General features: G+C 59.7%; 13 protein-coding genes and 1 tRNA gene. 7 read left to right on the forward strand and 7 right to left on the reverse strand.

What is annotated here, in order from left to right; genetic code table 11:
* Positions 1-79 precede the first annotated feature (79 nt).
* Genes AC13Q5_RS00315 through AC13Q5_RS00335 form a run of 5 tightly spaced genes read right to left on the reverse strand, consistent with a single transcriptional unit; the run spans position 80 to position 5,568 of the window.
* Positions 80-1,306 carry a molybdopterin molybdotransferase MoeA gene (locus tag AC13Q5_RS00315; RefSeq protein ID WP_488500552.1) on the reverse strand — a complete coding sequence of 409 codons (1,227 nt, stop codon included), beginning with the start codon at positions 1,304-1,306 and terminating at the stop codon, positions 80-82.
* A 3-nt stretch (positions 1,307-1,309) separates the two neighbouring features.
* Positions 1,310-1,804, reverse strand: coding sequence for a cyclic pyranopterin monophosphate synthase MoaC (moaC, locus tag AC13Q5_RS00320; RefSeq protein WP_488500553.1), 495 nt, complete (start codon positions 1,802-1,804; stop codon positions 1,310-1,312).
* A gap of 1 nt (position 1,805) precedes the next feature.
* Positions 1,806-2,621 (reverse strand): indole-3-glycerol phosphate synthase TrpC, encoded by an 816-nt coding sequence (gene trpC / locus AC13Q5_RS00325; protein ID WP_488500554.1) that lies wholly within the window; start codon positions 2,619-2,621, stop codon positions 1,806-1,808.
* 6 nt (positions 2,622-2,627) lie between these two features.
* Entirely contained in the window at positions 2,628-3,650 is a 1,023-nt protein-coding gene (trpD, locus tag AC13Q5_RS00330; protein ID WP_457879946.1) for an anthranilate phosphoribosyltransferase, read from the reverse strand.
* A 25-nt stretch (positions 3,651-3,675) separates the two neighbouring features.
* Positions 3,676-5,568, reverse strand: coding sequence for a peptidylprolyl isomerase (locus AC13Q5_RS00335; RefSeq protein WP_457879945.1), 1,893 nt, complete (start codon positions 5,566-5,568; stop codon positions 3,676-3,678).
* A 180-nt stretch (positions 5,569-5,748) separates the two neighbouring features.
* On the opposite strand from AC13Q5_RS00335, the gene AC13Q5_RS00340 reads away from it, so the two are divergent.
* The 4 genes from AC13Q5_RS00340 to AC13Q5_RS00355 all read left to right on the forward strand — a co-directional run bounded on the left by AC13Q5_RS00340 (position 5,749) and on the right by AC13Q5_RS00355 (position 9,558).
* Positions 5,749-6,030, forward strand: coding sequence for a hypothetical protein (locus tag AC13Q5_RS00340; protein ID WP_075856963.1), 282 nt, complete (start codon positions 5,749-5,751; stop codon positions 6,028-6,030).
* Between the two features lie 304 nt (positions 6,031-6,334).
* Complete coding sequence (locus AC13Q5_RS00345) at positions 6,335-6,799, forward strand: MarR family winged helix-turn-helix transcriptional regulator (RefSeq protein WP_075856964.1); 465 nt, start codon at positions 6,335-6,337, stop codon at positions 6,797-6,799.
* On the forward strand, positions 6,792-8,018 hold the full coding sequence (locus AC13Q5_RS00350; protein WP_488500555.1) for an HlyD family secretion protein: 1,227 nt from the start codon (positions 6,792-6,794) through the stop codon (positions 8,016-8,018). The genes AC13Q5_RS00345 and AC13Q5_RS00350 overlap by 8 nt, the downstream gene beginning before the upstream one ends.
* Complete coding sequence (locus AC13Q5_RS00355; RefSeq protein WP_488500556.1) at positions 8,011-9,558, forward strand: DHA2 family efflux MFS transporter permease subunit; 1,548 nt, start codon at positions 8,011-8,013, stop codon at positions 9,556-9,558. The genes AC13Q5_RS00350 and AC13Q5_RS00355 overlap by 8 nt, the downstream gene beginning before the upstream one ends.
* 75 nt (positions 9,559-9,633) lie before the next feature.
* Here the strand turns inward: AC13Q5_RS00355 and AC13Q5_RS00360 are convergent, their stop codons facing one another.
* Positions 9,634-10,230: a DNA-3-methyladenine glycosylase gene (locus tag AC13Q5_RS00360; protein ID WP_075856967.1), complete on the reverse strand. Its 597-nt coding sequence runs from the start codon at positions 10,228-10,230 to the stop codon at positions 9,634-9,636.
* 776 nt (positions 10,231-11,006) lie between these two features.
* Between AC13Q5_RS00360 and AC13Q5_RS00365 the strand changes: the two genes are divergently transcribed.
* Positions 11,007-11,096, forward strand: a tRNA-Ser gene (locus tag AC13Q5_RS00365).
* Between the two features lie 96 nt (positions 11,097-11,192).
* On the opposite strand, the gene AC13Q5_RS00370 is transcribed toward AC13Q5_RS00365, so the two are convergent.
* A complete protein-coding gene (locus tag AC13Q5_RS00370; RefSeq protein ID WP_488500557.1) occupies positions 11,193-11,948 on the reverse strand; it encodes an FkbM family methyltransferase in 756 nt (251 codons plus the stop codon).
* A gap of 222 nt (positions 11,949-12,170) precedes the next feature.
* Here AC13Q5_RS00370 and AC13Q5_RS00375 point away from each other — a divergent pair, with 222 nt between their 5' ends.
* Positions 12,171-12,794 carry a flavodoxin family protein gene (locus AC13Q5_RS00375; protein WP_488500558.1) on the forward strand — a complete coding sequence of 208 codons (624 nt, stop codon included), beginning with the start codon at positions 12,171-12,173 and terminating at the stop codon, positions 12,792-12,794.
* Positions 12,787-13,659 carry a sigma-70 family RNA polymerase sigma factor gene (locus tag AC13Q5_RS00380; protein WP_488500559.1) on the forward strand — a complete coding sequence of 291 codons (873 nt, stop codon included), beginning with the start codon at positions 12,787-12,789 and terminating at the stop codon, positions 13,657-13,659. The genes AC13Q5_RS00375 and AC13Q5_RS00380 overlap by 8 nt, the downstream gene beginning before the upstream one ends.
* Positions 13,660-13,723: the final 64 nt, after the last annotated feature.

A 13,723-nucleotide genomic window follows, 5' to 3' on the forward strand; every position in this document is an offset into this window, starting at 1 on the left:
CTCCCGGCTTTTGCTTGTCCGCTCTTATTGCCTCGCTACTTCCGGACGGAGAACCGCCATGCGATTTCCCTGGGCAGCTTCAGCCCAGCAGATCGGGCCGCAGGAATATGACTGGAGTTGGCGAGCCGACTTCAAGCTGCGATGCATGCGGCGGGCGGACGACCAGACAGTCGGCATGCGAAAACACCTTCATCATCGATGAATCCTGCTTCGAGAAGGGCTCGGCGAGCCAGCCGTCGTTATCGGCCCTCGTCAGCGTCGCACGCACATAATCCTGGCGCTGATCGTTAGCCGCAAAGGGCACCGCAGCGCGCGCAATGCCTTCGCGCTTTACCGGCGGCAGGGATGCAAGCTTTCTTATCAGCGGCTCGAGAAAGAGCAGCCCGCAGACGAGGCTGGAAACGGGATTGCCGGGAAGGCCGAGAACATGCATGTCGCCGAGGCTGCCGACCATCAGCGGCTTGCCCGGACGCATGGCGATGCGCCAGAAATCCAGCTTCATGCCTGCGGCAATCATCGTCGCCTGCACCAGATCGTGATCGCCAACGGAGGCGCCACCGAGCGTGACGATGATATCGGCCTTTGCTACCTGCGCACGGCCGATGGCAGCGGTAATCTCGTCGCTGTCGTCGGAAACGATGCCGAGATCAAGCACATGGGCGCCCGCATTGCGCGCAAGTGCGGCAATGCCGAAGGTGTTCGAGGCGATGATTTGCGATGGCCCCGGTTCATTACCCGGTGCGACAAGCTCGTCACCGGTCGCTAGAATCGCCACCAATGGCCGCCGATAAACATCCAATGCCGGATGGTTCATGGCCGCAGCGACAGTGAGCCGCGAAAAATCCATGACTATGCCTGCGGGAAGCACAGCTTCGTCCTCTAGGAAATCCTGTCCACGGGGGCGTATGTGCTGCCCTTTGCGCAAAGGATAGGCGGTGCGGATACGATCGCCTTCCAGGCGCTGCGCGTCTTCCTGCAGGAGAACCGAATCGGCACCTGACGGGACGGGAGCACCCGTGAAGATGCGGACTGCTTCGCCCTTGCCGACGCTGCCATCGAAGGCATGGCCGGCAGCGGAAGCACCTACGACCTCCAATTCTGCGCCCGGCGCCGCAGCATCCTCGAAGCGCAACGCGTAGCCGTCCATGGCCGAGGCGTCGAAAGGTGGTTGTGTCAGACGAGCGGTCAGATCCCTCGCCAGAACTCGGCCCTCGGCCATATCAAGCGGAACGCTCTCGAAACGATGGATCGGCGTGGCACTGTTCAGCAGACGCGCTTGTGCTTCGGCAACGGGTAACAGGCTCATAAATCAGGCCCCCGAATGGCGGAAATCTCCAGATTCGCCGCCGGATTTCTCCAATAGCGTGATGCCGCCGATTTCCATGCCACGATCCGCAGCCTTGGCCATATCGTAGATCGTCAGGCAAGCGACGGAAACCGCCGTCAGCGCTTCCATCTCGACGCCGGTGCGGCCGGTCAGCTTGGCCGTCGCTGTGACGCGCAGGCCGGGCAGGGCGGCATCCTCTTCGATATCGACGGCAACTTTCGTCAGCATCAGCGGATGGCAAAGCGGAATGAGATTGCTCGTCTGTTTCGCCGCCATGATGCCGGCAAGCCGCGCCGTACCGATGACGTCGCCCTTCTTGGCATTGCCTTCGCGAATCAGCGCCAGGGTCTCCGGCTTCATTTTGACGTAGCCGGTGGCCATGGCGCTACGCGCCGTTTCGGCCTTGCCGCCGACATCGACCATATGCGCTTCGCCCGAAGCATCGATATGCGTGAGACCGGCCTTCGGCGTGCTCATTTCACTCAGCCGCCAGAATGCCGGCTTCGCCGTTCAGCAGCAATCGGGTCGCGGCCGTGACGTCATCCTTCCGCATCAGGCTTTCGCCGACGAGGAATGTGGTGATGCCTGCGGCTTCAAGACGCTTGCAATCGGCGTGGGTGAAGACGCCGCTTTCGCCGACCAGCAGCCGATCCTTCTGCACCATGGGTGCTAGGTTCTCGCTGACCGTCAAACTGACTTCGAAGGTGCGCAGATTGCGGTTGTTGATGCCGATCAACGGCGAGGACAGTTTTAGCGCACGATCCATCTCTTCGGCGTCATGTACCTCGACCAACACATCCATGCCGAGGCCGAAGGCTTCGTCCTGGAGACGCTCGGCATCATCGTCCGAAAGCGATGCCATGATGAGCAGGATGCAATCCGCACCCCATGCGCGGGCTTCCTGCACCTGATAGGTGTCGAACATGAAGTCCTTGCGCAGCGCCGGCAGCGCACAGGCCGCGCGGGCAGCCGTCAGGAATTCCGGAGCACCCTGGAAACTCGGTGTATCCGTCAACACCGAAAGACAGGCCGCACCACCGGCCTCATAGGCCTTGGCAAGCGCCGGCGGGTCGAAATCGGGGCGGATCAGACCCTTGGACGGGCTTGCCTTCTTGATTTCGGCAATCAGGCCGAAAGCGCCGGCTTCTTGCTTAGCGAGCAGCGCCTTATGAAAGCCGCGCGGCGCGGACTGTCCGGCCTGCATCGCCTTGAGATCGGCAAGCGACAGCTTTGCCTTGGAGGCAGCGATTTCCTCGCGCTTGTAGGCTTCGATCTTTCTAAGGATATCGGTCATGACGTCCTAGTCCTGTTCTTCCTCGTTGGAAACGGCAATGAGCTTTTCCAACGCAACGGCGGTAGCGCCACTATCGAGCGAATGGGCCGCGAGCTTCATCCCATCATGGAGCGTTTCCGCCTTGCCAGCAATGACCAGCGAGGCCGCCGCATTGGCAAGTGCGATGTCGCGATAGGCGTTCTTTTCGCCGCCAAGCACAGCACGAAGGGCCGCTGCATTGGCAATACCATCGCCGCCCTTGAGATCGGCAAGGTCGGCATGCTTCAGGCCGAAATCTGATGGTGTCAGCTCGAAGGTGCGGATCTTGCCGTTTTCCAGAGCTGCGACGGAGGTCTTGCCGGTCGTCGTGATTTCGTCCAGGCCGTCGCCATGTACGACCCAGACGCTTTCGGCCTTCAGATCCTTCAGAACTTCGGCCAGCGGCAATACCCATTGCGGCGCGAAGACACCCAACAGCTGACGTCGCGCGCCAGCCGGATTCGAAAGAGGGCCAAGAAGGTTGAAGATCGTCCGCGTGCCGAGCTCGACGCGCGAGGGACCGACATGGCGCATAGAGGAGTGATGCAGCTGCGCGAACATGAAGCCGATACCGGCTTCACGAATGCAGCGGGCGATCGTTTCCGGTCCGATATCAAGCTTGATGCCCAATACGGACTGCGTGTCGGCGGTGCCGGCCTTGGAGCTTTGAGCACGATTGCCATGCTTTGCGACAGGCACGCCGGCGCCGGCGACGATGAAGGCCGCCAGCGTCGAGATGTTATATGTGCCAAACCCATCGCCGCCAGTGCCGACGATATCAATGGCATCCGCCGGCGCCTTCACCGGCAGCATTTTGGCGCGCATTGTCGTGACGGCACCGACGATTTCGTCAACCGTTTCGCCGCGCACGCGCAGCGCCATGAGGAACGCGCCGATCTGCGACGGCGTGGCTTCGCCCGACATCAGTATCTCGAACGCCTGCCGGGCTTCGTCCCGCGTCAGTGCCTCGCGATTGGCGACCTTGGCGAGGAAAGGCTTCAATTCGGTCATTGACTATCCATCCTCCCAAACGGGCCTAGCGGGACATCGCTTGTTCGGCGAGGTTCTGGTTGACCGTGACGGCGTATTTGGACTGCAGCTGGCCGACAATCTGGTCTAAGATATCGTCGCCGGCGGCGTTGGCGATCTGGGCGACCTGCTGATCGTCGTTGCTCAGCGCGTCGGTTGTTGGATTATCGTTGACATCGGTGACCTTGAGCAGGATCTGCGTCGTGTCATCGGCGCCGACCGCATTCGCAGCCGTATCGACCGGGCCGGAGAAGGCAGCAGCGATACCGCCACGGCCGAGAACCGGATCGTCGGTCGAGCGTGTAATGCCAGTCTTGCTTTCAACCGCAATGCCGAGTGGGGCGGCGATATCGGCAAGCGACTTGCCCTTCTGCGCTTCCTGCTTCAGCTCGGTCGCCTTGGCGGCAAGCGCCACCTTCTGCTGTTCGGCAGTCCAATCGGCAACGGCCTTTTCACGCACATCGGCAAGAGTGCGATCGTGATCGGGCGTGACATTCGTCACTTCGTACCAGATATAGCCATCGTTACCGACCGTCAGCGGTGCAGGGTTGCCGCCCTGATCGGCCTTGAAGACTTCCGAAATCAGCTGCTGGCGGGCTGGCAGATCCTTGACCTCGTTGCCACTCTGATCGAGGCCGGTCGCATCGATGGCATCGACGGTAACAAGCTTCAGCTTCAGCTGTGTTGCCGCCTCCTGCAGCGAAACGCCGGAACCCCGCAGATCCTCGAACTTGTCGTGGAAGCTGGTGATTTCGTTGGCGGCGTTGCCGAGCGCAATCTGCTTGCGGATATCTTCCTTGACCTCGTCGAAATTCTTCGCCGTTTCGGCCTTTACGTTGGTTACGCGCAAGATAACCGGGCCGAACGAACCATCAACGACGGAGCTGGTGCCGCCTTCCTTGGTTACGGCAAAGGCGGCCTCGGCAACGGTCTTGTCAGGAACCTGATCCTTGGTGAAGGTGCCAAGCAGAACGTCGGAAGGCTTCTTGCCCTGGTCGGTGACGAGCTGATCGAAGGTCGTGCCGGTCTTCAGCGCATCGGCGGCGGCGTTGGCGAGATCCTTATTGGCGAAGGTCAGCTGCTCGATGGTGCGGGTTGCCGGCGTGGTGAAGCTGTCCTTGCGCTTGTCGAACTGCGCGCGCACTTCGTCATCCGTAACACTTGCCAGATCGGCAATATCTTCGGCCTGCAGCTTCACATAGGCGAACTTGCGATATTCGGGCGCACGATATTTCGACTTCACGCCGTCGAACCACTTTTGCAGCACGTCGTCGGCCGGCGCCTTGACGGGATCGATATTGGCGTTGGTCAGCAGCAGATAATCGACGCTGCGGGTCTCGTCGTGATACTGCTTGACCGCATCGGCAAGAACCGCCGGCGCTGTAAAGCCGTTCGAAACAGCCTCGACAATCTGGCTGCGGATCGCGACCTTGCTGCGCTCCTTGATGTAGTCATCAGGCGATATGCTGCTGTTGCGCAGGAGCATATCGAACTTTTGACGGTCAAAGGCGCCATTCGCAGCCTTGAAGGCCGGATCGTCGCCGATGAGCTTGGCAAGCCGGTCCTGCGAAAGGCCGAGGTTCATGTCAGCGGCAAGCTGATCGAGCGAGGCACCAGCAACGAGCTGCGCCACCGTCTGCTGCCCGATGCCAAAGGCGCGAGCCTGCTCCGGCGTGATCTGCATGCGCAACTGCTGGCTGATCGCCTGGATCTGCCGGCGATAGGCAAGACGGAACTCGTTGGTATCGATGTGCTGATCGCCAACCGTGACAACGGTATTGCTGCTGCCGCCGGTGATGAGGGATCGCTCGACGCCCCACACGCCGAAGGCTGCCGCAAGAAGAAGCAACAAACCCTTGGCAACCCAGGTCTGGGCAATTTTTCTCAGCACGTCGAACATCGGAAAGCAAACCTCGTCATCATCAAGCCTTCGCCCGCAGGCGAAACAATCGGAGTTCCTTAGAACAATCCGAACCGGAATTGAAGAGCCAGCAGGGAAATCACCGAGGGAGGCACAAAGGTGCCGGAACCTTTGATAGGTGACAGCGTTCTAACAACACGGAAACTCAAGGAGCATACGATGGCAGAGACGAAATCAGCTTCCGCTCAGTCTTCTTCGGCACGAGCCCAGACGGAAACGGCGATGGAAGATCTTGCCGCCCAGGTGGCAGCGTTGCGCGAAGATCTGGCAAAACTGTCGCAAAGCGTGGCAGCCGTCGGGCAGGGAGCGAAATCTGTCGTCGCCGAAGAAGCCCAAGAGATCACCGAGCAGTTGCGCGAGAGAGTTCGTGAAGAGCCGATTTTCATGGTCGCGGCCGCAGCCGGCATCGGCTATCTGATCGGTCTCCTGAGCAGACGCTAGCTTCAGGACGAGCTTTCGCTCGGTGGACGAGCCCTGCGAGCCACCACAGCTGCGAAACTGCCGAAAAGGCGCGGACAACTTCCGCGCCTTTTCAATTGATCGCAAGTGGAATCGCCCGCACCTGAAAGCTGCAGTTCCTGCCGAATACGCCACAACCACCGCTTGGTGCGGCATCTTTGCGACACTCGCTGCGACATCTTGACCATCGCCACTTGTTGAACGCTCACCCTCTTGTATCACATGGGCGCTTACTATAGGTAATGACAATTATAAGGTTGCTTATGAATAGCAGGCTCCTCATACCATGATTTCGACCCCCACCGTTGGTTTTCTCCTCCATGACGTTGCCCGACTGCTTCGAAAGAGATTCGAGCAGCGTGCAAAGGATTTGGGCCTGACACGCTCGCAATGGCAGACCCTTGCCTACCTCGCGAACAATGAGGGCATCCATCAGGCTGGATTGGCCGAGATTCTGGAAATCGAGCCGATCACCCTGGTGCGTATCCTCGACAAACTCAGCGAACGGGGGCTGGTGGAGCGCCGGCAACATCCGAACGATCGCCGCAGCTGGCTCCTCTACATGCGCGAAGAGGCTCGTCCGCTGATGGACACCATGCGCAGCATAGGTGAACAGTCGCGCCGGGAAGCGCTCGAGGGCGCCTCTCAGGAAGATCAAGAGCGCCTCTATGAATTGCTTACCCTTATGAAATCGAACCTGGTCAGCGCCTGCCGCTCGAAGGCAGTCGACAAAGAGTTACAACATGGCTGAAGCATCTTCCCCGCTTCGCGTACCCGCGAACGCAAATTCCTCCGAACAAAATCAAACTCCAGTCGCCGAGGCCCCATCCTCCAACCCGGCGCCCCAGCCGTCGACGACTGCCCCGGCTACACCTGCGGCACCTCCCGAAAAGCCGCGCAAGCGCCGCAGCATGACGCGACCGGTGATGTTTGCGCTGCTTCCGGTCGCGCTCGTCATCGGCGGCTATTACTACGTCACCGGCGGACAGATCATGTCCACGGACAATGCCTACATCCAGGCCGACATGGTCGGCGTTTCCACTGACGTCTCCGGCACGGTGATTTCGGTCGACGTGCATGAGAACGAGGTCGTGAAGAAAGGGCAGGTGCTCTTCCGCCTGAAGCCCGATTCGTTCCGGATCGCGCTCGAAGGCGCGAAAGCGCAGCTCGGCAATGCCAGGAACCAGATCCTGAACCTGCAGGCAAGCTACAAGCAGGCCCTGGCCGAGATCGCCCAGGCGCAAGCCGACATCCCGTACTATCAAACGGAATTCGACCGCCAGCAGAATCTGATCAACAGCTCGGTCGCTTCCAAGGCGGCTCTCGACCAGGCCAGGCATAATCTCGAAGCCGCGCAACAGAAGGTATTGGTCGCACAGGCTACGGCTGCCGCAACTCTCGCTCAATTGGGCGGCGAAGGCACCGCCGATCTGCCTGCCGAACAGAACCCGCTCTATCTGCAGGCCAAGGCTGCCGTCGACAATGCGCAGCGCGAGCTTGACGATACCGTCGTGAAGGCACCCTTCGACGGCGTGACCGCCAATGTTCCCTCGTTGCAGGTCGGAGCCTATCTGACGGCCTCCCAGCCGGGCTTCTCGCTGGTTTCCACCACGCATCTATGGATCAATGCCAGCCCGAAAGAAACCGAGCTCACTTACGTTCGGCCCGGCCAGAAGGTCGACATCTCGGTCGATGCCTATCCGGGCGTCACCTGGAAGGGCACGGTCGCCAGCATTTCGCCGGCATCCGGCTCGAGCTTCTCGCTTCTGCCAGCGCAGAACACGACCGGTAACTGGGTCAAGGTCGTACAGCGCATACCGATGATCATCAATATCGACGACACGGCAGGCAAGCCTCCGCTACGCGTCGGGATGAGTGTCGTCGCCGATGTCGACACCGGCCACGCCCGCGGCCTGCCTGATTTCATTACCAACCTGCTGGGCCATTCCCGCGGTCAGGATCATGAGTAATAACGCCACAGCTTCTCCCGCCGCACCCGTCGTCGCCAATCGCGGCGCGATTACCGCCTGCGTCATCCTGTCCGTCATCATGCAGGCGCTGGACACGACGATCGCCAATGTGGCGCTGCCGCACATACAGGGCGACGTCTCGGCCAGCGCCGACCAGATCAACTGGGTGCTGACGTCCTACATCGTCGCGGCTGCCATCATGACTCCGCCCTCCGGCTTCCTCTCGGCGAAATTCGGCCGCAAGCGCGTCCTGCTGGTGGCAATTGCCGGCTTCGTCGTTGCCTCGGTCCTATGCGGCCTGTCGGAATCGCTGATACAGATCGTCGGCTTCCGCCTGCTGCAGGGCCTGTTCGGCGCATCGCTCGTGCCGCTGTCGCAGGGCATTCTGCTCGATATCTACAATGTCGAGGAGCGCGGTCGCGCCATGGCACTGTTCGGCGTTTCGGTCATGGTCGGCCCAGTGCTCGGGCCGGTCATCGGCGGCTGGCTGACCGACAATATCAGTTGGCGCTGGGTGTTCTACATCAACGTGCCGATCGGCGCGCTCGCCTTCTTCGGCATCGTCGTCTACGTGACCGAGACAAAGCTCGACGCGCTCGCCAAGCTCGACTGGTTCGGCTTCGGCATGCTTTCGATCGCGATCGCCGGTCTGCAGCTATTCCTCGACCGCGGCGAGCAGCTCGACTGGTTCTATTCGAGCGAGATCATCATCGAGGCACTCGTCTGCGTCAGCGCCTTCTATCTCTTCCTCGTGCATATGTTCACGGCCGAGCGAAGTTTCGTCAATCCGCGGCTCTTCATGGACCAGAACTTTGCCGTCAGCATCCTGTTCATCTTCATCGTCGGCGTGACCTATCTGGCTTCGCTGGCGCTGATGACGCCTTATCTGCAGACGCTGATGGGCTATCCGGTCGTGACGGCCGGCATCGTCATGGGACCGCGCGGCCTCGGCACGATGTTCTGCATGTTCCTGGTCGGGCGGCTGATCGGCAAGGTGGACACGCGCTGGCTGCTGTTCATCGGTCTCGCGCTGACGGCCTGGGCCATGTACGACATGACGGGCTGGACACCGGATGTTTCGCAATGGACGCTAATATCAGTCGGCTTCGTTCAGGGTGCAGGCCTCGGCTTCCTCTTCGTGCCGCTGACGACGATCGCCTTCGCGACGCTGCCGGCTCAGATGCGCGGCGAGGGGACCGGTCTCTACAACCTCTCGCGTAACATCGGCTCCAGCGTCGGCATCTCGGTCGTTTCGATGCTGATTACCGAGAATACGCAGGTCAACCATGCCAACATCGCGGCCTATGTGACGCCGTTCAATCGCTATTTCGACGTCACCGCGGCACAGGGCGTGAGCCCGTTTACGGCAGTCGGCAGGGCATCGCTCGACGGCATGATCACGACGCAGGCGACCATCATCGCTTATATGGACGACTTCAAACTGCTGATGCTGATGTCGATCTTCGCCATGCCGCTGCTGGTGCTCTTGCGCAAGCCTAAGGCGCCGCCGGCAGTCGATCACAGCGTCGCAATGGAATAGCCGCGCAGCCTTTCCAGTTTCACTGTGTGGCTCATGGCCGCCGGGCGCCACCCCGGCGGCCTATTTTTTTGTCGATCACGGAAAACGCCGGCTGACGAAGCGCGAACCGACGGCACCGAAACGCCAGAGCGGGTCCACATTCTTGGTGATGCCAATGCGCTTGCCCGCGACGATTGCCACGGGCTCGGCGAGCGAAACGGCAAACGGCATCGCGTCGAGGGCGCGACCGTCGAGACTTATGTCGACGGCCAATGCCTGGGAGAGTTTGCCAGGCCCGTTGCAAAGCGAAACGATATCATCGAGACCCCGCCGGCGAATCATCTGCTCAATACCGCTTTCCGGCTCCAGCGCGCGGATGAGCACGGCACTTGCGCCGACGCAGACGAAATTCAAACACCAATGAATGCCATAGGACCGGTAAACATAGGCATGCCCGGCCGGTCCGAACATGGCCGCATTGCGCGCCGTAGGCCCGCGATAAGCGTGGGATGCCGCATCATCCGGCCGATAGGCCTCCGTTTCGACAATACGCCCTCCGATACCCGCGACAGTCAAGCGCGCTCCGATCAGCTCCGAGGCAACTGCAACGGCGTCCCGGCTGAAGAAGGCGGCAAGGGCAGGGCCTGCGAGAGGCTTGGTACCGAGGGAGAGGGAACCATTGTCGAGTGTCATGGGCGAGGGCGATATCCAGGTTGATCGACGCCGAACCTTTTGTAAGAGAGCGCAGAACTTTAGAGCCTCTTTTCCTACAAATTTTGATGAAAGCACAGCAGACAATTAGCCCGACGACGGATTTCCAGGATACGCAATCCGATCGACGGCGCTGGAAAGAACATTCCTTTCGCTGGATCGTAAAATCCGCCGACGGACCCTTCTTTAACAAAACCGTCCAACTTACTGATCTAAATAAATCTCCATTTGAAAAAACTGAATAGAAGAGAGCGAGGCGGCAAACGAGGATTGTTTGCCCGCGCCTTTGATTCGCCGAAATGAAGAGGTCGGATGCTTTACGCGATGATAATTGACAAACACTAAGCTTTGCTTATCATTAGTCTGCTTCAGTCAGATTTGACCCCTGACCTGGCGAAGGGGGTTCGGCCGCTTTAGATGGCCGGCCCCCCTTGTTTTTGCCAGCCCAGGCAAGCGCCGCCGAATGGTTTGGATGCTCATCGAGAAGCGATGCGATCCCACAATCCAGCCCCCGACTTTTCATCGCGCTATCAGAATCATGATCCACGCTTGGCTAGCCTCGCCTTCTGGGTATTTCCCCAATTTGCCTATCCGCATGGTGCGCGGGCAATGGAGGCTGGCGATACCGAATAAGTTGACGCAGCGTTGCAAGTCGCTATAAGCGCAAGTCGGAAGCCGAAATAGTCGCTAACTGCGTCGCGACACTACGGTTGCCGCACTGGATATTGGAGAATAAAATTCTTCAATATCAAATAGATGGAAGAGTGTCCGAGTGGTTTAAGGAACCGGTCTTGAAAACCGGCGTGCGGGAAACCGTACCGTGGGTTCGAATCCCACCTCTTCCGCCATATCTCTATGAAATCATTATGTTTTAAGGGCAGGTAGGCGGCTCTCTGTCTGATGCCGCCCAAGGTCACTGCTGGTTAGCGCCGCCCCGATTGGTTTTACAAGGGCGTGCAGAAAAGCTGTACGAATTTGAAGCTCGTCAGCCAGCCAATGTCCGGTGAGACGCCGACGTCAATGACGTCTTTGCCGTCATAGGCATCCACCTTGAAGCTGTAGTCTAGATCCTCGAATATTTTCATGATCGTGTAGACCGTCCTGACGGGATTGTCGAAGAGGAAAGTGTGCAGTTCAAGATTGATGTAGGGCCGATAGGACAGAATCTTTGGTGCCCCGAGCAATACTTCGAGATCAGCTCCGTCCACATCGATCTTCAGGAAATCGACCTTTCTCAAATGATCATAGTCGTCATCCAGCCTGACGACCTCCACCTTCGTCGACATTCTCGGGTCTTGATCCGATGCCAGAACCATGAAGGAACCCTGGCTGTCGTAAACCGGCAACAAGCCCTTCCGGTCGCCAGCCGCGCGCGGATGGACGACGACGTTTTCCAATCCATTCAGCTTGGCATTGCGTTCGATCACGGCAGCATTGGCGGGAGACGCCTCCCAGGCATGGACCACACCGCTCGGCCCGGCGCACAGTGCCAGAAGAACCGTTGTAAGTCCTTGATGTGCACCACATTCAAGGATCGTGGCACCTGGCCTGATGGTGTCGATCCACCATTGCCGTTCGCTTTGCCACTGATTGGGGTAGCTGTACCATTGCCGGCCCAACTCGTCCTGAATATGAATATCGAACTTATGCGGACCGACAAAACGCTCGCGAGCGATGAACGGTTCGAAGACTTCAGACATCTTGGTATGCCCCCTTTACCCAACATACACGACCTGCCGAAAGCAGGCCCATCGAACGCCCGCAGTCTTACAGGATCGCCTGATGTAGATCAATAATTACTAATATATAATGTTGCATCCGATCGCGGGCTGATGGCCGTCGAGAGTGAAGCATGACGTGTCACATTGGGAACGCCTGTCTTGTCTTGTCCTTCGCAACGCCAATTTCAAAGGAGATGACAAATGATCCGCCAGCGCATCGCAATCGTCTATCATAGCGGCTATGGACATACGGGCCGGCAGGCCGAAGCCGTCAGGGCGGGGGTCGAAGAGGTCGATGGCGCAGAAGCCATGCTGTTGACCGTCGACGAAGTGGAGCGCCACTGGGGCGACCTCAATGCCGCGCAGGCGATCATCTTCGGTTCGCCGACCTATATGGGCGCGGTTTCCGCACCGTTCAAAGCCTTTCAGGAAGCGACGTCAAATACCGTTCTTGCCAGAGGCTATCTCTGGAAGGACAAGATCGCAGCCGGCTTCACCACCTCCGGATCGCGATCCGGCGACAAGCTTTCGACGCTGATGCAGATGGTGATCTTCGCAGCCCAGCACGGAATGCATTGGGTCGGCCTCGATCTACCGCCGGCGAACTGCTCTGCGACAGGCTCGGAGGAGGATATGAACCGTCTCGGCTTCTGGCTTGGCGCGGCCGCGCAGGCGAATACGGATGAAGGCCCCGAAACCGCGCCGCCTGCATCCGATCTTGCGACCGCGCGCCATCTTGGAAAACGTGTGGCGCTGACCACGCTGCAATTCGCTCGCGGCCGCGACTTCAATCCATTTCCACGCGAGCTTGCTGCCCATGAGTGAAGCGCCCTCCGACCCGATCTTTTCCGAGCTGCGTCCACGTCTGGTTCGGCTTGCCTACAGGATGCTCGGGTCGGTCGCGGATGCGGAGGACGTCGTCCAGGAGACGTGGCTACGCTGGCTGGCGACCGATCGTTCCTCCGTTCGCGAGCCGGCGGCATTCCTGCGCACCGTCGTCACCAGACTTTGTCTGAACGAGCTGAAATCGGCGCGCCGTCGCCGGGAGTCCTATGTGGGTTCCTGGCTGCCCGAGCCGATTTTCGATCCGGAGGACGGCGATGCCGGCGACGATATAACCATGCCGTTGATGCTGGCCTTGGAGCGCCTTTCGCCGCTGGAGCGTGCCGCCTTTCTTCTGCATGACGTGTTCGGCATGAATTTCGATGAGATCTCCTCCGCGATCGGTCGCGAGGCAGCCGCTTGTCGCAAGCTTGCCAGCCGGGCGAGGGCACATGTCGCTGAAGCCCGGCCGCGCTTCGCCGTCGGCAGGGAGCAGGGGCTCAAGCTTGCCGCGGCCTTCTTCACGGCATCGAGAACGGGAGACATGGCCTCCCTCCAGGCCTTGCTTTCCGAAGATGTCGCTGTCTATGCCGACGGCGGCGGCAAGGTGGCGACATCCCAGCGACCACACATCGGGCTCTCTGCCACCATGCGGCTTCATGAGCAGCTGGCGCGAATTTTCCGCGCGCAGCCCTCACAACTGATCCACTATGCCATCATCGATGGCCTGCCCGGCTTCGTGACAATAGAAGGCGACAATGTGGTGCAGACGACCGCGCTGCAGATCGAGCAGGAAAAGGTCGTCGCCATCTATTGCACCCGCAATCCGGACAAGCTGCAGCACGTTATCGGCGCCATGACACATTGATCGTTGACGGCGCGAAGAGTGAGATGCGAAATGCGCATCTTCCTTGCGCCTCGATGGCGTTTTA

It is taken from the genome of Martinezella sp. CNPSo 3964, from assembly GCF_057784375.1.

Excerpts from the sequence above, each read along its gene's own strand:
- trpD (WP_457879946.1), bottom strand. The coding sequence starts at position 3,650 with ATGACCGAATTGAAGCCTTTCCTCGCCAAGGTCGCCAATCGCGAGGCA.
- AC13Q5_RS00340 (WP_075856963.1), top strand. The coding sequence starts at position 5,749 with ATGGCAGAGACGAAATCAGCTTCCGCTCAGTCTTCTTCGGCACGAGCC.
- AC13Q5_RS00360 (WP_075856967.1), bottom strand. The coding sequence starts at position 10,230 with ATGACACTCGACAATGGTTCCCTCTCCCTCGGTACCAAGCCTCTCGCA.
- AC13Q5_RS00355 (WP_488500556.1), top strand. The coding sequence starts at position 8,011 with ATGAGTAATAACGCCACAGCTTCTCCCGCCGCACCCGTCGTCGCCAAT.
- AC13Q5_RS00315 (WP_488500552.1), bottom strand. The coding sequence starts at position 1,306 with ATGAGCCTGTTACCCGTTGCCGAAGCACAAGCGCGTCTGCTGAACAGT.
- trpC (WP_488500554.1), bottom strand. The coding sequence starts at position 2,621 with ATGACCGATATCCTTAGAAAGATCGAAGCCTACAAGCGCGAGGAAATC.
- AC13Q5_RS00375 (WP_488500558.1), top strand. The coding sequence starts at position 12,171 with ATGATCCGCCAGCGCATCGCAATCGTCTATCATAGCGGCTATGGACAT.
- AC13Q5_RS00350 (WP_488500555.1), top strand. The coding sequence starts at position 6,792 with ATGGCTGAAGCATCTTCCCCGCTTCGCGTACCCGCGAACGCAAATTCC.
- moaC (WP_488500553.1), bottom strand. The coding sequence starts at position 1,804 with ATGAGCACGCCGAAGGCCGGTCTCACGCATATCGATGCTTCGGGCGAA.
- AC13Q5_RS00380 (WP_488500559.1), top strand. The coding sequence starts at position 12,787 with ATGAGTGAAGCGCCCTCCGACCCGATCTTTTCCGAGCTGCGTCCACGT.
- AC13Q5_RS00370 (WP_488500557.1), bottom strand. The coding sequence starts at position 11,948 with ATGTCTGAAGTCTTCGAACCGTTCATCGCTCGCGAGCGTTTTGTCGGT.
- AC13Q5_RS00345 (WP_075856964.1), top strand. The coding sequence starts at position 6,335 with ATGATTTCGACCCCCACCGTTGGTTTTCTCCTCCATGACGTTGCCCGA.
- AC13Q5_RS00335 (WP_457879945.1), bottom strand. The coding sequence starts at position 5,568 with ATGTTCGACGTGCTGAGAAAAATTGCCCAGACCTGGGTTGCCAAGGGT.